This is a genomic window from Bradyrhizobium sp. WSM471 (genome assembly GCF_000244915.1).
Lineage (GTDB): Bacteria > Pseudomonadota > Alphaproteobacteria > Rhizobiales > Xanthobacteraceae > Bradyrhizobium.
Map to the genome: position 1 here is coordinate 1,775,486 of NZ_CM001442.1, position 17,189 is coordinate 1,792,674.

13 protein-coding genes and 1 pseudogene are annotated in these 17,189 nt (G+C 57.7%); 11 read left to right on the forward strand and 3 right to left on the reverse strand.

The window, feature by feature from the left end; translation table 11 throughout:
- Positions 1–71: 71 nt before the first annotated feature.
- Positions 72–1,467, forward strand: a pseudogene (locus BRA471DRAFT_RS36490) (ISL3 family transposase).
- 140 nt (positions 1,468–1,607) lie between these two features.
- Here BRA471DRAFT_RS36490 and BRA471DRAFT_RS07865 read toward each other — a convergent pair.
- Positions 1,608–2,084: an Lrp/AsnC family transcriptional regulator gene (locus tag BRA471DRAFT_RS07865; protein WP_007606019.1), complete on the reverse strand. Its 477-nt coding sequence runs from the start codon at positions 2,082–2,084 to the stop codon at positions 1,608–1,610.
- Between the two features lie 142 nt (positions 2,085–2,226).
- On the opposite strand from BRA471DRAFT_RS07865, the gene BRA471DRAFT_RS07870 reads away from it, so the two are divergent.
- Together BRA471DRAFT_RS07870 and BRA471DRAFT_RS36495 are read left to right on the forward strand one after the other, a co-directional pair.
- Entirely contained in the window at positions 2,227–3,618 is a 1,392-nt protein-coding gene (locus BRA471DRAFT_RS07870; protein WP_007606028.1) for an FAD-dependent oxidoreductase, read from the forward strand.
- Positions 3,619–3,644: 26 nt separating this feature from the next.
- Entirely contained in the window at positions 3,645–4,019 is a 375-nt protein-coding gene (locus BRA471DRAFT_RS36495) for a cupin domain-containing protein (protein ID WP_007606030.1), read from the forward strand.
- A 566-nt stretch (positions 4,020–4,585) separates the two neighbouring features.
- Here the strand turns inward: BRA471DRAFT_RS36495 and BRA471DRAFT_RS07875 are convergent.
- The gene (locus BRA471DRAFT_RS07875) at positions 4,586–5,062 is read right to left on the reverse strand and encodes an Lrp/AsnC family transcriptional regulator (protein ID WP_007606032.1); all 477 of its coding nucleotides are present in this window, start codon (positions 5,060–5,062) and stop codon (positions 4,586–4,588) included.
- A 191-nt stretch (positions 5,063–5,253) separates the two neighbouring features.
- On the opposite strand from BRA471DRAFT_RS07875, the gene BRA471DRAFT_RS38070 reads away from it, so the two are divergent.
- The gene (locus BRA471DRAFT_RS38070) at positions 5,254–5,442 is read left to right on the forward strand and encodes a hypothetical protein (protein WP_156948671.1); all 189 of its coding nucleotides are present in this window, start codon (positions 5,254–5,256) and stop codon (positions 5,440–5,442) included.
- Between the two features lie 160 nt (positions 5,443–5,602).
- Here BRA471DRAFT_RS38070 and BRA471DRAFT_RS07880 read toward each other — a convergent pair whose 3' ends face one another.
- On the reverse strand, positions 5,603–6,991 hold the full coding sequence (locus BRA471DRAFT_RS07880; RefSeq protein WP_007606034.1) for a M20/M25/M40 family metallo-hydrolase: 1,389 nt from the start codon (positions 6,989–6,991) through the stop codon (positions 5,603–5,605).
- Positions 6,992–7,686: 695 nt separating this feature from the next.
- On the opposite strand from BRA471DRAFT_RS07880, the gene BRA471DRAFT_RS07890 reads away from it, so the two are divergent.
- The 7 genes from BRA471DRAFT_RS07890 to BRA471DRAFT_RS07920 all read left to right on the forward strand — a co-directional run bounded on the left by BRA471DRAFT_RS07890 (position 7,687) and on the right by BRA471DRAFT_RS07920 (position 17,126).
- Entirely contained in the window at positions 7,687–8,376 is a 690-nt protein-coding gene (locus tag BRA471DRAFT_RS07890; protein ID WP_007606036.1) for a hypothetical protein, read from the forward strand.
- A gap of 623 nt (positions 8,377–8,999) precedes the next feature.
- The gene (locus tag BRA471DRAFT_RS07895; RefSeq protein WP_007606039.1) at positions 9,000–10,664 is read left to right on the forward strand and encodes an ABC transporter substrate-binding protein; all 1,665 of its coding nucleotides are present in this window, start codon (positions 9,000–9,002) and stop codon (positions 10,662–10,664) included.
- Between the two features lie 68 nt (positions 10,665–10,732).
- Positions 10,733–11,689 (forward strand): ABC transporter permease, encoded by a 957-nt coding sequence (locus BRA471DRAFT_RS07900; RefSeq protein WP_007606041.1) that lies wholly within the window; start codon positions 10,733–10,735, stop codon positions 11,687–11,689.
- Positions 11,682–12,539 carry an ABC transporter permease gene (locus BRA471DRAFT_RS07905; RefSeq protein WP_007606043.1) on the forward strand — a complete coding sequence of 286 codons (858 nt, stop codon included), beginning with the start codon at positions 11,682–11,684 and terminating at the stop codon, positions 12,537–12,539. The genes BRA471DRAFT_RS07900 and BRA471DRAFT_RS07905 overlap by 8 nt, the downstream gene beginning before the upstream one ends.
- The gene (locus BRA471DRAFT_RS07910) at positions 12,532–14,586 is read left to right on the forward strand and encodes an ABC transporter ATP-binding protein (RefSeq protein ID WP_007606044.1); all 2,055 of its coding nucleotides are present in this window, start codon (positions 12,532–12,534) and stop codon (positions 14,584–14,586) included. Before BRA471DRAFT_RS07905 ends, BRA471DRAFT_RS07910 begins: the two co-directional genes overlap by 8 nt.
- A 144-nt stretch (positions 14,587–14,730) precedes the next feature.
- On the forward strand, positions 14,731–15,627 hold the full coding sequence (locus tag BRA471DRAFT_RS07915; RefSeq protein WP_007606045.1) for a 3-keto-5-aminohexanoate cleavage protein: 897 nt from the start codon (positions 14,731–14,733) through the stop codon (positions 15,625–15,627).
- Positions 15,628–15,641: 14 nt separating this feature from the next.
- Positions 15,642–17,126, forward strand: a complete 1,485-nt coding sequence (locus BRA471DRAFT_RS07920) for a carnitine 3-dehydrogenase (RefSeq protein WP_007606046.1) — start codon at positions 15,642–15,644, stop codon at positions 17,124–17,126.
- Positions 17,127–17,189: the final 63 nt, after the last annotated feature.

Genomic DNA, 17,189 nt, shown 5'->3' on the forward strand with positions numbered 1-17,189 from the left:
GCCGTTCCACACCATCATTTTTAATGAAGTTCAAGGCCGGCTCGCGTTGGTTTCACAAAGGAATCAATATGATGCAGCGAGCCCTACGTCCGTCGGTCTTGGTCCCTCGCGGATTTGACGTGGAAAGCGCCTTTTGTAGTGGCGCTACAACCGTGATCACCGTACATCCCACGAGCAGGACGAGTCTCTGTCCCGGTTGCGGGACCAGTTCAGAGAGGATTCATAGCCGATATCAGCGGCGCCTCACCGATCTGCCGCTGGCGGGGCGGCAGGTTCGCCTGGTGGTCGTGGCGCGCTGCTTCCGCTGCGTTACTGCTCTCTGCGGTCGGCGTATTTTCACCGAGCGCTTCGATGACGGCGCTCTAGCACCGTGGGCGCGGCGAACGACCCGGCTCGATCTAATCGTCCATCACCTTGGCCTTGCATTGGGGGGCCGCTGCGACCTCGAGCGGCGACGGCCGATCACTCTCTTACCCGACAGAGAGCCAGCCACTGCGCAGGCCTGGCTCGCGGGCCAGCCACAGATCGCTGTGGTCGCGCGCGACCGCGGCGGTGGTTACGCCCTTGCTGCGGTCAAGGCACTCCCGCACGCCACCCAGGTCGCCGACCATTGGCACCTCATGGAGAACGCCAGCCACGCCTTCCTGGATGCGGTTCGCAGATCCATGCGCCAGGTCCGCATCGCGGTCGGCTCCGCCACCATAAATCCCAGCTTGTTGACCGCCGCCGAGCGCATTCAATATGAGGGCTATCTTCGGCGAGAAGACACCAACGCGGCAATCCTCAAACAGGCTGAGACGGGCATCTCCATAAAGGAGATCGTCCGGCTCACCGCCCATAGCCAGGGCCTCATCCGCAGGTATTGCGAGGTCAGCGATCCGACGTGTTCAGGGTCCGCGAGAGCTCGCTCGAGCACTACCTGCCGTGGCTCGACGTTCAGTGGGCTACTGGCCATTGTAATGGCGCCGACCTTTGGCGTTGCCTCAAGGCGCAGGGATTTAGAGGCTCGCTGCGGGTCTTTACCGAATGGACGACACGCCGTCGACGTGCCGAAATGCCCGATGCTGAGAGCCTGCAGCGCATACCGTCCGCGAGAACGATCGCCCGCCTGATGACCAATGGCCGCGATACGCTATCAAAGTCAGAAACCGTCACCATTGCGGCGATCGAGCAAGGCGTTCCTCTTTTGGTGGAAGCTCGAGAGATCATAGCCGCTTTCCATGCGATGATCCGCAAGAAGGCTCACGTAGAGCTTGAACCATGGTTGGAACGAGGCGCGCAAGCCTCGTCATGTCTTTCGCCAATGGCGTCATCAAGGACAAGGCCGCTGTCAGCGCAGCGATCGCGACGTCATGGTCCAACGGACAGACCGAGGGCCAGATCACCAAGCTCAAACTGGTCAAACGCCAAATGTACGGACGCGCCAAGCTCGACTTGCTACAGGCTCGGCTAATCGGCGCCACGTGACCAGTGCTGCACCAAAAATGCGTCAGAGCCCCTTTTGGATGCCGATAGGGGGTCCCGGTCGAACGCCGATTGACAACTTTTGAGGCGTCTGGACCGAACTACCGCTAAAAAGTGCACAGCGGGCAGAAGCCCACGCGAGATCAATCGTCTGTTGGAGTTTCAATGGGCATGGCAAAGCCCGCCTTTACGCGGTCCATGATAACCATCGTTTTGACCGCCTTGATATCCGGGTTCTCGTAGAAGAAATGTCGCGTAAACTGCTCATAGTCTTCCATACTCCGCGCAGTTATGTAGAGCACGAAGTCGGCGTCGCCGGTGACATAAAATCCATTGACGACTTCCGCTGAGGCTTTGATCGCCTTCTTGAACCTGTCGACAATATCTGAACGCTCCCGCTCCAACGTTACTAGCACGAGCATTTGAATCGGGTTTCCTACCGCCTTGGGTGAAACGATGGAGACATCCGCTTCGATGATGCCTTCCGCACGAAGCCTCTTCAGTCGTCGTTGACACGCCGTCGCTGAAAGTCCTGCTAGTTCCCCGATTACGTCAGTAGTTAAGCGGTTGTTCTTTTGCACGATTTCGAGGATGCGGGCGTCTATTCGATCGTATTGCATGTCGGCTCAGGCCTCAGGTGAATTTCACCGCGGTATGTCTGCATGATGCAGGAAATGGTCCAAACGGCAAGAAAGTGCGACGCAAAAAGTCCAGCAAACGCATTATTCTGAATGTAAATGCAATTTCAATAGGCTCTGGAGAATGGACAATTTTTGGTTAAAACAGGCGTTCGACCGGTTAGGGACGCCTCGAGTGCAGTCCTTATCGGCACACGTCACGGCCGACGTGACGATCGTCGGCGGCGGTTATCTGGGTCTATGGACGGCAATCCGGATCAAAGAGCGGTCGCCCTCGTTAAAAGTCGCGGTAGTGGAGAGAGACCTGTGCGGGTCGGGCGCCAGCGGCCGCAATGGCGGATTTGTCACCAGCTTCTGGGCTAAGTATCTCTCGTTGCACAAGCTTTGCGGTACAGCTGAAGCAACCCGGATTGCGAAAAGCTCAGCGGAAGCAGTATTGGAAATTGGAGCTTTCTGTCGGGATAATGGCGTAAATGCAGATTTCCGAGCCGATGGTTGGCTTTGGACCGCTACTTCCCCTCCGCAAATTGGCTGCTGGAACGTCCTGATCGATGAACTAGGCAAACACAACGTGCGGCCCTTCGAGGTGGTCGACAACGCGGATGTGGCGCGGCTAAGCGGCACTAGTCGCAATTTGGCTGGCGTGTTCGAACCAGATGCCGCCACAGTGCAGCCAGCCATCCTTGCCTTCGGCCTTCGACGGCACGCTCAGAAGCTGGGTGTGACAATCTACGAGCATTCACCCATGGTGAGATTGGAACGGACCAAAACACCAAAGGTGATCACGCACCAAGGCTCAATTGCAAGCAAGAAAGTCATTCTTGCCATGAACGCCTGGGGAGCGAAGTTCTCTTATCTTCGGCGTAAGGTGGCGATCGTTTCCAGTGACATGATCGCGACAACGGCTAACCCCGGCAAGCTGAGAGAGATTGGATTCGAAAACGGTATGGCAATATGTGATTCTCGCATGTTCCTGAACTATTATCGGAACACGCCTGATGGTCGTATCGTTTTCGGCAAATCGCTAGGACACTTCGCATTTGCAGGACAGGTCGCCAACTACTATGAGGGGCCGTCGCATAGGGCTGGCGAAGTCGAGGAAAGCTTCCGCAAGCTTTACCCGATGCTTGATGACATGGATATCGAATCGTCCTGGACTGGCCCGATTGATCGGTCCGTCGACGGACTGCCATTCTTCGGCCGTCTAGACAATCACCCCGACATTCTTTTCGGGATTGGCTTTTCTGGGCAGGGGGTCGGGCCCACTGTTCTGGGTGGAAAAATACTTGCGTCGCTCGCGCTTGACCAAAACGACCACTGGTCCAACTGCGGATTGGTTCGTGAGCGCGTAGACAATTTCCCGATCGAGCCCTTCCGATATGTTGGCTCCGTTCTTGTCCGCGAAGCGTTGCGTCGCAAAGAGGGCCTGGAAGATCATTCCCGGCGCCCCGATCCGCTTACTCTTGCGATCTCGAACCTTGCTCCCGTCGGCTATGTGCCATCGAAGCGTGACTGAAATTAAGATCCGAACAGGAACCAATCATGACCCCAGTTGTCCTCAAAGCGTCCGCGAATCTTCCCACCAATGAGCTCGATAGCATCAGCCCGGTTGCCCGGCCGATCGGCGAGCCAGTCTCCATTATGCGCAGTAAAGTCGCGTTCAAGTCTTCGAGCGACTCAACCAGTGCCGGCATTTGGGAATGCTCGCCTGGAAAATGGCGCCGTCAGGTCGCTGAGGCGGAATTCTCAACGTTTCTGTCAGGACGCTGTACGTTCACGCCGGACTGCGGGCCAACGATTGTCCTCGAAGCCGGCGATTCCATATATTTTCACCCGAATACCAACGGTGAATGGAAAATCATTGAAACGGTTCGGAAGGCCTTTGTCATTCTTCCAACAGCACATCAGCCGGTGTGATCGCTCACTGGACGAAGAGCTAGAATCCACGTCGGGATCGTGCGCCCTTCGCTTAGTCGCCTCCATAAGAGTTCGGCTGCGTCTCGAATCAAACAGGTGACCGGCTTCTCTAACCGACACCTGTTCACCAACAGAGTGCATGAAAAGTTCCGATTGCGCGCACGGTATGAGCGCTATAGTAGGCGGCGCTCGGCACATCCGCTTTACCTAAGCCTCGATCTCGCGGCGCATGCTGTCCATTGTTGGTCTCCGCTTGGGCGTCTAGTCGCAACGCGTCGTGCGTTAGCTTGAGACCTCTCCGTGCTCCCGGCGTATTCGAGTTACGGGTCTCGGTCACCAGCATTATGCAATGCACGTGGCCACGGACACTACCCTCCGTTAGTTAGCATTCAGCTCCCGGGCAGAGCCTACTGTCGAGACAGACTACCGTTTGGGGCTTGAGGTCGAATACCCATTCGTGACCAGGTGTAAAATAGACGTTCGAGCGCTTCAACTTTAGTCAATCTCTTACGAGGGACTGACGAAACAGCGTGTAGACGCGCGGATTTGCAAGCTGAAATTACACACTAATCTTCTGATGGAGCCTCAATGGGGACGGCAAACCCTGCCTTGACGCGGTCCATAATGACCATCGTTTTGATTCCCTTAATATCTGAGTTCTCATAGAAGAACCGGCGGGTGAACTGTTCATAGTCTTCCATACTACGCGCAGTGATGTAGAGGACGAAGTCAGCGTCCCCTGTAACGTAAAATCCATTCACGACTTCAACTGATGATTTGATCGCCTTCTTGAACTTGTCGATGATATCTGAACGCTCGCGCTCGAGACTCACCAGCACGAGCATTTGAATAGGCCGTCCGACTGCCTTGGGCGAAACGATGGAAACATCAGCCTCGATGATGCCTTCCGAACGGAGCCTCTTCAATCTTCGTTGACACGCGGTAGCGGAAAGCCCAGCCAACTCACCGATCACCTCAGAAGTTAAGCGGTTGTTCTTTTGCACAATCTCAAGGATCCGGGCGTCAATTCGATCGTATTCCATATCCGCTCCAGAGTTCAGGTCTATTTCGCCGCAATATGCCCGCCCGATGCAGGCAATAAAGTGCAGCGCAAACATCTGTGTGATAGCAGTATCCTGAATAGGCGAGCAATTTCAACCAACCGCATGCGCTTTCAAATCGACTTTTAAGTCGGTCATTCCAGACGCTGGCACTGCTCGGTGCTGCTACGTACGTGCAAGATGTTCTGCGGCGCGAAGGAAAGGCAGCTGAGGCGGCGCTCGTCATCGGCAACTCGACTTCAAAGACGAAAGAAATCTGGTCTTCAACGCCTCAGGATCAGCCTGCCAACGAAATGGCCAACGTTTTGGACGTCAGCGGGGCGGTGGCTGCCGGTGTTGCGCTCGCTGCGTACTGCGCCTAACGACCGAAATTCTCACGTTGTCGTCACTCTGCGTTGATAAGATTTTGGAAATCCTTCCTGCCGGCCCTCGCCCAGCACCGCAACTATACGGCTTCAGGTCATGAGCCATTGGAGTGACAAGTGGGTTGGACGACTGTCCACGGGAGCGCGAATGTCCGCTTCAGCGTGCAGATCCCCCCAACGTATCCAACAGGGCCGCTCCGGTGCGAACGCCATTCAGAAAGCAGCGAATCTCGATGTTCTCGTTCGGAGCGTGATTGGCTTCATCGGCATTGGCATAAGGCACCACAAAGGACGGTGTGCCTAGAATCTTTGTAAAGACGTAGTCGGGCAGGGTTGCTCCAAGCGAGGGATAGACCAGAGGTTCTACGCCGTGTGCAATCTGTACCGCGGACTGAATAGCTGTTGAGAACGGTGCGTCGAGGCGGGTTTTTGATGGAGGCGTCGACTCTATGCGTACGAACTCCACGTCCGGAGCATGGCTCTTAACGTGAGCCTCTATCTTCCTAAGGATGTCATCGGGATCTTGCCGATCGACAAGCCGAGCGTCGCACTTCACGACGGCCTCATTCGGCACGATTGTTTTCGATCCGGGCCCGCCGTACCCGCCGTGGAGTCCGTTAATGGTCAATGTCGGGCGAAACATAAGCCTGTCCGCGAGCGGCAGATCTGTTGGATTATCGAGCTTTGCGAGGCCGAGAGCCCGCTGGACGTCCTCAGCATTTAGAGGCAATCGCGCTGCGGCGGCGCGCTCAAGCTCTGTTGGTGCGACCACATCATCGTAAAAGCCATCAATCGTAATGTTTCCGTCTGCATTTTTCATGGTCGCTAGCAAGTGCACAAGCGTCCAAATCGGGTTCGGCACAAGGCCGCCGAAATTGCCTGAATGAACATCCGATCTGGCTGCACGAGCCCGCAGTTCGAACGCTACGATTCCACGGACTCCGTATGCAATAATCGGGCGTCCCGACTCGTGGAGAGGCCCATCTGCCGTGATCACTAAGTCCGCCTTGAGTAGATCCCGATGAGCGTCAACGAACTCGGCAATGTGCGGACTTCCTATCTCCTCTTCACCTTCTAGCAAAACTAATACGTTGCATGGCAAGGAGCCATGTACGGCCAAATGTGACTCTAAGGCTAGGATCTGAGCGAAGTGTTGACCCTTGTTGTCGCCGGCACCGCGCGCATAGACGCGTTCTTCCCGAACCACCGGTTCAAATGGAGGGCTAATCCAGGCTTCCAGGGGATCTGGAGGTTGGACGTCATAGTGCCCGTAGAGCAAGACCGTCGGCGCTCCCGGCGCGCGTTCCCACCTTGCCATGACCACAGGATACCCTGCGGTGGGGATTGCGCTCGCTTCGAGCCCCAGTCTGCGCAGCATGCTCACGAGGAGCTCGACGACCTCTCCCATTCCCACGTTCTGGGCGCTAATACTGGGATGTCTCAAATACTCAAGCAAACGGCTGACGAACTTGTCCTTGTTCGTCTCAATATGATCAAACACTCTGGATAGTTCCGGGCCGACCGTCATTGCTGGGCGCGCATTCATGAGCGGCGATGGCTTTCTCAAAGTTGTAAATTCGACCGCAACTTTGCTTAAATAGGAAATTCATCATAGCGGCAATCACGCGGTGAAAATCATCTCGTTGGCGCAATATAAAGCGACATTTATGCACATTCGAGCGGACTTGCGCCGTTTTTCGGTGTTGCTGACCGAGATGCTATCGAACGTAAATGGGCGGGCTGACTGTCTCTGATTTAGCAGGTGCCCACTCAGGTGAATGATCCGAAGCGCCTGGAGCATCGTTCGGAGATCGGACCCCTAAGTTCTTCAACGGATCTGCCTTAAGCTCGTCCCGCGCGCGTGGTTTTTGCATTTGGCGTACGCCGCGAACACTGCGCTTGTTGCCGCCCATAGCGAGTTTGCTGGCGACCATAGTCACTGTTGACTACACGCAAGCCTCTGATTTTGAATCGCGGGTGCGATCTCATGAGGTCTTCGCGTTTTCGAGAACTGGTGCAGGATTTCGGCGCTAATGTAGATTGATTCGACAGAAAAGCACCTCCGGTCGGCAATATGCTTTCTTGAGATCCGTGCCCGAATCTCGTGAATTGGCCAAGCTGATTCCAGGCAGGTGTTTCACGGATGGACAACAGGAAGATAACTGCCGCTTGGCGTTGCTAGATGGCTGGTGACGTGGAAGTCGGCAATGAATTCCAGGGTTCAGGGAGGCAGATTCTGACATGGCGCAGAAAAGTGGGGCGCTTGGCGTGTTGCAGTTACAGAATACTCCACAGACCATGGCGGGATCGCTCAGCAATCCTGCTACCTTCCCGTTTCCTACGCTTTATCGCCAAGCTCCAGGCGCATGGACGAAGAATGTCGTTTTCGGTGGCGAGGACGACAAAATGGAAGCCGCATTCATAAGCGCAGCGAAGGATTTGGTGCGTGAGGGGGCGGTCGCGATCACGAGCAATTGCGGATTCACGATTAAGTACCAGAAGGCTATGGCGCGGGCCCTAACTGTGCCTGTTTCGATGTCCTCTTTGCTGCTCCTGCCGTATCTTATGGCCACGATCAAGGGGCGAGTCGGCGTAATGACGTTCGATTCAAGGCCCCTGAGCACTGATCTGCTAAAACTCGCCGGTGTCGTGTCGCTCGATCGTGTCGTGGTTGCTGGCATTGAAAATTCTGAGACCTGGCGCATCATGTCGGGGCCTGAGAATAATTACACCATTCCACAAGTCGCCAGAGACGTGGGAGCCGCAATCGCACTTATGCGAAAGCAACACGACGATATCGAGGCCGTCCTGTTCGAATGTGCGGGGTTTCCAATAGTGACGCAGCAGGTGCGTGAGCAGACCGGCCTGCCGGTATATGACGCCGTTACCAACGCGAAGCTATTGATGAGTAGATACAACGTCCCAGTCTAAGTCTCAGCCGACCCTTCAACCACGTTCGTAAGCGAACTCTGAGTTGTCAATGCGGTATGGGGGGGCGAGCGGGTCGGTCGCTCTGGCTGATCCCGGCCATCGATTTGGCGGCGTGAAGCTCTTGTGGTTGACCTACCACGAGAGCTGCGCGCATGCCAATCTCCTTGCGACTCAGAAAGCCATCTGCACCCACGCGATTTCATGAGGCCTCCTCTGGAGCGAGCGAGGCGTGTTGTGCGTGCCTTCGGAATGAAGTTTCCGTCGGTCGGAGATGAGTGCTCTGAATAAAAGTAAACCCGTTTATCACACGTTCGCGTTCAGATAATTGGAAGCACCGAGGAAGATCAAAAACCCAAACCTTGCCGCCTTTCCGCGCTCCGTTTCGAGATGGAGCGGCAATTATGCGTGCCAACGCCTGAATTCGCATGATTCAGGCGTAAGCGTCAGGTTAATCTTAAACTAGCACGGTTCCGGGCCCTTAGTCGGGTCGCTTTACCCAGTTCGCCGTCACGCCGAAGTCGAGGGCAGAGATCGAAAAGTTCGGTCGAAAGGCTCTCTTCGTCCGATGCTGCGTATCTCATGTGCATGACGCGCAGCGCATTCTGTCAGAAAGGGGAATCGCCATGACCCGAGCTATCACCACGCTCGACGATCTTCGCTCCGGCCTCACGCCTCTCGAGAACCATTTGATTGACGGTTTTGTTGATGGCCGCGTGAGCCGTCGAGAGCTTTTGCGGCACGGCAGCTTACTTGGCCTGTCGCTGCCGTTCCTTGGGCGGGTAGCATTGGCGGCTGGCTTCGGTGTAGCGCCGACGGCAGCCGGCGCCCTCCCTCAGCCTGGTGCCACCATTCGGGTCGCATGCTACCCCCCGTCGACGGCCGTCGACCCTGTGAAGGCTTCCAACGCCCCCTTGTACCTGATGCTTCAGCAGGTCGGTGAGTATCTCTGCATCGATGGACCGGACCTGCTGCCGAAGCCTTGTCTTGCGAAAAGCTGGAAGCCTAACGAGGATGGCACCGTCTGGACCTTCGCGCTGCGCAAAGGCGTCAAATTCCATTCGGGCGGCGAAATGAAGGCCGACGACGTCGTTGCGACCTTCGACCGGCTGACCGATCCGAAAAATTCCTCAGGCGCGCTCTCGGCGTTCAAGGGAATCCTCCAGAACGGCGGTGCCAGGAAGGTGGAAGACTACACCGTAGAATTTCATCTCGACAGTCCGAACGGCAACTTCCCCTACTTGGTCTCGTCTGACACCCCCAATGCTATTATCCTGCCCGCGAGCTACTCCGGCAATTTTGAGGAGACGTGGGACGGTACTGGTCCGTTCAAGATCGACAAGTACACCCGGAACGTTGGTGCGAGTTTTGTGCGCAATGAAAATTACTGGGGCGCGCAGGCGCTGCCAGCGCGGACAGAATTCACGTTCTTTGCTGATATCCAGCCGCAAATCGTTGCTCTTCAGGCCGGACAGGTCGATATCATTAATACGGTTTCCGCGCTTGCCGGTGTAGCGCTGCTGGACGATCCGACGGTGGATGTCATGAGTCTACATTCCGTTGCGCATCAGCCGGTTAATATGCGGTGCGACAGCGAATTCTTCAAAGATCCGCGTGTCCGTCAGGCCGTTGCGCTATGCCTGGATCGCGAAAAACTTACAAAAGGTCTATTGAAGGGGCGCGGCGTGGTCGGCAATGACAGCCCGTTCGCCTCCATCTATCCCTCGATGGACCCGACGATCCGGCAACGCAATCAGGACATCAGCAAGGCAAAAGAGCTGATGAAGGCGGCGGGGATGGAGAAGGGTTTCCAGGTCACGCTCACCACGATGCAATATCTTGAAGTCCCGGCTTACGCACAGCTCATCCAGAGTTGGGTGAAGGAAATCGGCATCGAGCTAAAGCTCGAAGTCATGGACCGGGCCTCCTTTTACGGCAGTCTTGTCCCCGGCAAATCGCCATACTTGGACTCAGCAATGAGCATCTCCGACTTCGGCCACCGCGGCGTGCCAAACGTCTACCTCACATCATCGTTGATGAGCAGTGGCCCTTGGAATCCGGCACACTTCAAGAACACCGAGTTTGACACCCTGGCCAACAGCTATATCGCCGCACTTGACCTCGATGCGCAGCGAGCTGCCGCAGGGAAAATCCAGCGGCTACTGCTGCAAGAAACACCGGTGCTCTACGGTTATTTCTACGACAAATTGACCGTGGTGAAGCGCGGCATCACAGGGGTCCAGCCGACCGGCATGATGCAGCTCTTCCTTCAGAATGCGGGAAAGCGATAACTTCGCTCGGCTCGCGTGAATTGGTCCAGCGACGATCAATTGTTCCACCGACTTAGCCAAAGAACATCATGAAGCGCTTCCTTGCTCGACGATTCGCGTTTTCATTGATGACTCTCTTCTTACTGAGCCTGCTCGTTTTCTTTGCCGGACAGGTTCTGCCCGGCAACGTTGGACGCGCTATCCTCGGGCCCTTCGCCGATCAGCTTGCGGTAGATGAGCTGAACCACCAGCTCGGGGTCGATCGATCGTTCCTCGTACAATATGGCACGTGGATCTGGCATCTTATTCAATGCGACATGGGGGAGTCGTACATCTATCGGACCCCGGTCGCGCCCTTCGTAATGCAGGCGCTTGGTCATTCACTGAAACTTGCGGCGCTGGCCTTTCTCTTCGTCGTGCCGCTCGGCATATTCGGTGGGGTGCTGGCTGCGCTGAACTTGAACCGGCCAATTGATCGCATTATCAGCATCGCGGGTGTGTCGATGACGGCACTACCCGAGTTTGTCACCGGCATCGTGCTGATCCTGCTCTTCGGCGTCTGGCTGCGCTGGCTGCCAATCTCCGCCGCCTGGCCGGATGGCGCGGGGCCCTTGGTCCAAGTCTACTATCTGATCTTGCCCGCGATGCCGCTCGTCCTTGTCCTGTTTGGGTACATTGCCCGAATGGCACGTGCAGGAATGATCGAGGCGCTCGACTCTGACTACACCCGCACCGCCGTCCTGAAGGGCCTTCCTTGGCGAGGGGTCATCTGGCGGCACGTCCTCAGGAACGCCCTACTGCCGACAATCACTGTCATCGCCAGCCAAACAGGCTACCTCATTGGCGGACTTGTGGTGGTGGAGACATTGTTCCGATACCAGGGAATCGGATCGTTGATCTTCAACGCGGCCAAGAGCAAGGATTTCCCGATGCTTGAGGCGTGCGTACTGACTATTGGCATTATCTATGCCGTAGCGACTTTGATCGCCGATCTCCTCTACTCTCTTCTCAACCCGCGCATTCGGATTGGGAATGCCAATGACTAACCTCGCCGCCGCTGTACCATCGAGCAGGCGCCAGGAGATTTTCTCCGGGCTGTTCCGCTCGAGCTCGTTTCTGGTTGGCATGACCATCGTGCTTTTCTGGGTGATCTGCGCCCTTTTCGGGCGCAGCTTCGTACCCTACGATCCCTTAGCCGAGGACATCCTGAATGCGCTCGGGCGCCCCTCGCAAGAACACTGGTTCGGCACCGATCAGCTCGGCCGCGATATCTTTTCCCGCGTCATTGTTGGCTCGCGCGACATCCTCGCCGTCGCGCCTCTCGCCACGATCCTGGCCACCGTTGTTGGAACCGTGCTTGGCCTTCTCGCCGGCTATTTCCGAGGCATCGTCGATGACCTCGTCTCGCGACTGATCGAGGCGAAGATGGCAATCCCGTCGGTCATTGTCGCGCTAATTGCGATCGTCGCGCTCGGGACTTCCAATATGACAGTCATCATCGTCATCGGCCTCTCCTTCGGTACTCTCATCGCCCGCACCGTCCGCTCTGCCGTGCTATCGGAACGGGAGCTCGACTACGTCGCTGCGGCCGCTCTCCGCCGAGAGAATGCCGCACACATCATGTTCTTCGAAATTCTACCCAACATAATCCCGCCCATTCTCGTGGAATCAACGGTGCGCCTCGGTTATGCGATCTTCGCCGTCGCCACGCTGAGCTTCATCGGATTTGGCCTGCAGCCACCCTCGCCGGATTGGGGATTGTCGATCTCGACCAACTACGGGATGACCAGCGGGGGATATTGGTGGACGGTGCTTTTCGACGCGCTGGCCATTGCTAGCCTCGTAGTTGGGGTAAATTTGCTAGCCGACGGGCTGCATGGAGCCCTCGATGGTTGAGCCTGCGTTTCGCCTGGACCGACTGTCGGTAGCCTATCGCGCTGGCGGGCAAAGCCGTGCGGTGCTGCGCGACGTAAGTTTCGAGATCGCTTGCGGCGAAGCATACGGGCTGGTCGGGGAGTCAGGCTGCGGCAAATCTACTGTGGCGTTCACAGCGGTGCGCTATCTGCCCCGGAACGGCCGAATTACTGGCGGGTCAGTTATACTCGACGGCGCGGAGGTGATGCGGCTCGGGCCCGACGCGCTTAGGGACTTGCGGGCAAAAAAAATCTCGATGGTTTATCAGGACCCTGGCAAAGCGCTGAACCCTTCCCTGAAGGTCGGGCGGCAGTTGGTCGAGGTATTCGAGGTGACGCGCATCCCGCCGGCACAACGCGAAACTCGTGCACTCGAGATGCTGAAAAAGGTGCGAATCGCTGATCCCAGCTCAGTCATGCAACGCTATCCGCATCAGCTCTCAGGCGGAATGCTGCAGCGTGTATTGATCGCGATGGCGTTGGCGAACGATCCCGCAATGCTTATTCTGGACGAGCCCACGACCGGTCTGGACGCTACCGTGGAGGCCGAGGTCCTCGACCTCATCACCGATCTTCGGCGCGAGTTTGGTACCTCGATCCTGTTCATCAGCCATAACCTCGCGGTTGTGGCGAAGACATGCGACCGCATCGGTGTCCTTTATGCGGGGATGCTGGTCGAGGAAGGGCCGACGCAAGAGATCCTGGGTTCACCGCGCCACCCGTACACTCGGGCGCTTCTGCGGTGCCTGCCGCGAGGCGGGCAGCGCAAGGACCAAGGACGGCTCGACACGATTCCTGGCTTTCTACCCTTGCCCGGCGCGCTGCTGCCGGGATGCCCCTTCGCCGAACGCTGTTTGCTCGCCGACGATCGCTGCAGAACGGAAATTCCTGAGCTGCGAGATTCTAACGGTCGGCTCGTGCGTTGCCACTACTCGGATCGGACCGCTGATCACCCCCCTGCCGCACCGGCCGATGCGCGGGTACCAAAGCCCACATTGGCGGCAGCGCCGGTCCTGCGGATTGCCAATCTTTCGAAGACTTATGGCCAAGGCAACCATGCGGTCCGCGCGGTTGTCGATGTTTCCCTAAGCCTGCTCCAGGGAGAAACACTAGGTCTGGTCGGCGAGTCCGGCTCAGGCAAAACCACCCTGGCCCGGATGCTTTTGGGCCTCGTGCGTCCCGATTCCGGCGGAACGATCGAGCTCGACGGCAAGCCCCTCGCTGCCAGTCTCGACCGCAGAACGGATCAAGAGGTGAAGGCGGTACAGATCATCTTCCAAAATCCAGACGCGGCGCTGAATCGCTCCCACTCTGTCGGCCGCATCATTGGTCGCGCATTGCGCAAGCTCGGGGGCTTGCGCGGTACCGAGTTTGCGGACCGGCTCGATGCACTCGTAGCGGCGGTCCGGCTGACTACCCGACACCTAGCTCTCCGGCCGCGGCAGCTCTCAGGCGGGCTTAAACAGCGGGTGGCAATAGCCAGAAGCTTTGCCGGCGATCCTCGCGTGGTGGTCTGCGACGAACCCACCTCGGCGCTTGACGTCTCAGTTCAGGCTGCGATCTTGAATCTTCTTGCCGACCTTCAGACCGCCCGCGCTACCAGCTACCTTTTCATATCGCACGATCTCGGCGTCGTCCGCTATCTCTCCGACAGAATTGCCGTGCTTTACCTCGGACGCATCATGGAGCTGGGCCCATCAGAGCAGGTTTTCGAAGGTCCAAGCCATCCTTACACGGAAGCTCTTCTTTCAGCTGCCCCCGACCTTGACGGGACCATCAAATCGCGCATCCGTCTGACGGGCGAAATCCCCTCCGCCGCGAATCCGCCGTCGGGCTGCGTCTTTCAGAGCCGATGTCCGCGTAAGATCGGAGCGATCTGTGAGATCATCGAGCCGCCGCTGATAGAAGCGCGGTCCGGCCACGTGATCCGCTGCCACATCAGCCCCACAGACCTCGAGCGCCTTCAACAGCAAACAAAGGCGGCGCAAAGTCGAGAGCAAGGTTGGCCTGCTCGCGTCAGTGCCAACTGACGCGATAAAATCTTCGCGTTCTGGCGATCAAGCGCCGAATTTCTCCTTCACGGCAGCTCATATTAGTCAAATTCAGATAGGGAGCCCGGTACTATTTCTGCCAAATGGAATGCATCGCCGTTTGGCAAAGAGGAGAAGGCGAGAATGATTTCCGAGGTTTTCATTACTTGTGCGGTTACAGGGGGAGGGCCGGCTCCGAGCAGCCCGCATGTGCCGGTGACCCCGGAGCAGATTGCGGATTCGGCGATCGAGGCGGCGCGCGCGGGGGCGGCGGTGGTGCACCTCCACGTCCGCGATCCCGAGACCAAGCGAGGCTCGCGGAATCCAGCGCTGTTTCGGGAAGTGGTCCAGCGCATACGGAAGTCGGATGTCAATCCGGTTATCAACTTGACCGTGGGGGCGGGCGGCGACCTTACGCTCGGTGGGGCCGACACTCCCTTGCCGCCGAACCCGGTGGGGACGGATCTGCCAGGCGTGATCGAGCGACTGGCGCACGTCGAAGAATTGCGTCCTGAGATTTGCACTCTCGATTGCGGGACGATGAATTGGAGCTCCGCCGGGGGGCATTACATCATGACCAATACGTACGGAATGCTGCGCGCGATGGCAGCGCGTGTCAAAGAACTCGGGGTTTGTCCTGAGCTTGAGGTTTTCGATACCGGACAACTGGTCACCGTGCACGACCTGATGAAAGAAGGGCTGATCGGGGACTCACCGCTCATCCAGCTATGCATGGGAATTCGCTACGGCGCTCCCGACGATCTGACCACGCTGATGGCGCTGGTCCACCAGCTCCCGCCACGAGCCGTCTACTCCGCCTTCTCGATCGGACGGATGCAGCTTCCCTATGCGGCATTGGCACCGTTGGTGGGCGCCAACGTGCGGGTAGGGCTGGAGGATAATGTGTACCTTTCTCGCGGTCGGCTGGCGACTAACGCGGAACTCGTCAAGCGGGCGGCGGAGATTCTCGACGGGATCGGAGTGCGGGTGATGAGACCTGAAGAGGTGCGCCAGAAGCTCGCCCTCAAGGTTCATGTCTGAGAGAGTTAAGGTTCATGTCTAAGAATGCAAAATTAGTCGAGGCGAGGCGACCGCGAGCGATCGGTCTGCTGGCCGGTGGAGTAATCGGCGGTGGCTGGGCTGCTCGGTTTGTCCTCAACGGACTTGATGTTAAGCTGTATGATCCGGCTCCCGGTGCAGTCGAACGCGTCCAAGAGACGTTGGCCAGCGCGCGGCGAGCATTTAGACGGCTAACGTGGGTTCCGCTGCCCACTGAGGGCTCGCTGACGATGGTAAACTCAGTCGCGGACGCGGTTCGCGATGTGGATCTCGTGCAAGAATCCGCTCCAGAGCGCTTGGATATCAAGAAGGAGCTGCTCGCGACCGCCAGTCGCGAGACCCGGCCGGAGACACTGATCTGTTCCTCAACGTCTGGCTTCAAGCCGTCATTGCTGGCTGCGGGGATGGACCACCCCGAGCGCTTTCTCGTCGCGCACCCTTTCAATCCAGTGTACTTGTTGCCGCTGGTTGAATTGTGCGGCGCACAGAGCACGGCGCCCGAGATGCTGACGCGCGCGGCAGAAATCTTCCAATCGGTGGGGATGCATCCACTCGTTGTACGCAAGGAGGTGGATGGGTTCATTGCTAACCGACTGCAAGAAGCGATGTGGCGCGAAGCGCTGTGGCTTGTCCACGATGATTTGGCTACGGTGCAGGAGGTCGACGATGCAGTCCGGTACTCCTTCGGTCTGCGCCGGGCAATCATCGGCCCCTTCCGCGTCGGCGGGGGTGGGGAGGGCATGCGCCATTTCATCGAGAAATGGGGACCTCAATTGAAGGGACCGTGGTCGAAGTTAACCGACGTGCCAGATCTCACGGACACGTTCCTAAACAAACTTGCTGAGCAATCGGATGCGCGGACCGAAAACCCGTCCGGCTCTGAGCTTGAACGGCAGCGCGATGATTGTTTCGTTGCCGTGCTGCAGGCGTTGCGCTCACAGCGCTATGGTGCCGGCGAAACGCTTGCGCGGTGGGAACAGGGGCTACGCGACCGTATTCCGCAGGCCGTCAGCGGGTCTGGCCCGCTGCTGATGCCGGCACTCGAATTGCCGTCTGACTGGGTCGACTACAACGGCCACATCACAGAGAACCGCTACCTACAACTCTGCGGTATCGCCACGGACAATGTGCTCACTTACGTCGGTATCGACGCCCAATACCGGTCAAAATTCGGCAGCTACTATACTGTCGAGACGCATCTGTCCCATCTCGGCGAACTCCACGCTGGAGACCGCGTGCAGGTGGTTACGCAGGTCCTGCGCGCCGACGATAAGCGCCTGCATCTCTTTCACGTGCTCTCCCGCGAAGGGGACGACAAGCCAGCAGCCACGGGTGAACAAATGTTGGTTCACGTTATGTCGGGCAGCGGCCGGAGCGGGTCGGTGCAGGGAGACGTGCGCGAGCGCTTGCTCGAACTCGCGCGATCGCATGCCGAGTTGCCTCGTCCGGAGCGCGCTGGCGCAAGCATTGGGCTGCGCTGAGCCGGCTGCACGCAATGATCGCGACCCACGGCGGCGACGGTACTCCTTCTCAGACCTCCGAAA

Bases quoted from the DNA above. Each gene is read 5' to 3' on its own strand.
- BRA471DRAFT_RS07870 (WP_007606028.1), top strand. From the start codon at position 2,227: ATGGACAATTTTTGGTTAAAACAGGCGTTCGACCGGTTAGGGACGCCT.
- BRA471DRAFT_RS07875 (WP_007606032.1), bottom strand. From the start codon at position 5,062: ATGGAATACGATCGAATTGACGCCCGGATCCTTGAGATTGTGCAAAAG.
- BRA471DRAFT_RS07920 (WP_007606046.1), top strand. From the start codon at position 15,642: ATGTCTAAGAATGCAAAATTAGTCGAGGCGAGGCGACCGCGAGCGATC.
- BRA471DRAFT_RS07890 (WP_007606036.1), top strand. From the start codon at position 7,687: ATGGCGCAGAAAAGTGGGGCGCTTGGCGTGTTGCAGTTACAGAATACT.
- BRA471DRAFT_RS07900 (WP_007606041.1), top strand. From the start codon at position 10,733: ATGAAGCGCTTCCTTGCTCGACGATTCGCGTTTTCATTGATGACTCTC.
- BRA471DRAFT_RS07915 (WP_007606045.1), top strand. From the start codon at position 14,731: ATGATTTCCGAGGTTTTCATTACTTGTGCGGTTACAGGGGGAGGGCCG.
- BRA471DRAFT_RS07910 (WP_007606044.1), top strand. From the start codon at position 12,532: ATGGTTGAGCCTGCGTTTCGCCTGGACCGACTGTCGGTAGCCTATCGC.
- BRA471DRAFT_RS07905 (WP_007606043.1), top strand. From the start codon at position 11,682: ATGACTAACCTCGCCGCCGCTGTACCATCGAGCAGGCGCCAGGAGATT.
- BRA471DRAFT_RS36495 (WP_007606030.1), top strand. From the start codon at position 3,645: ATGACCCCAGTTGTCCTCAAAGCGTCCGCGAATCTTCCCACCAATGAG.
- BRA471DRAFT_RS07865 (WP_007606019.1), bottom strand. From the start codon at position 2,084: ATGCAATACGATCGAATAGACGCCCGCATCCTCGAAATCGTGCAAAAG.
- BRA471DRAFT_RS07895 (WP_007606039.1), top strand. From the start codon at position 9,000: ATGACCCGAGCTATCACCACGCTCGACGATCTTCGCTCCGGCCTCACG.
- BRA471DRAFT_RS07880 (WP_007606034.1), bottom strand. From the start codon at position 6,991: ATGAATGCGCGCCCAGCAATGACGGTCGGCCCGGAACTATCCAGAGTG.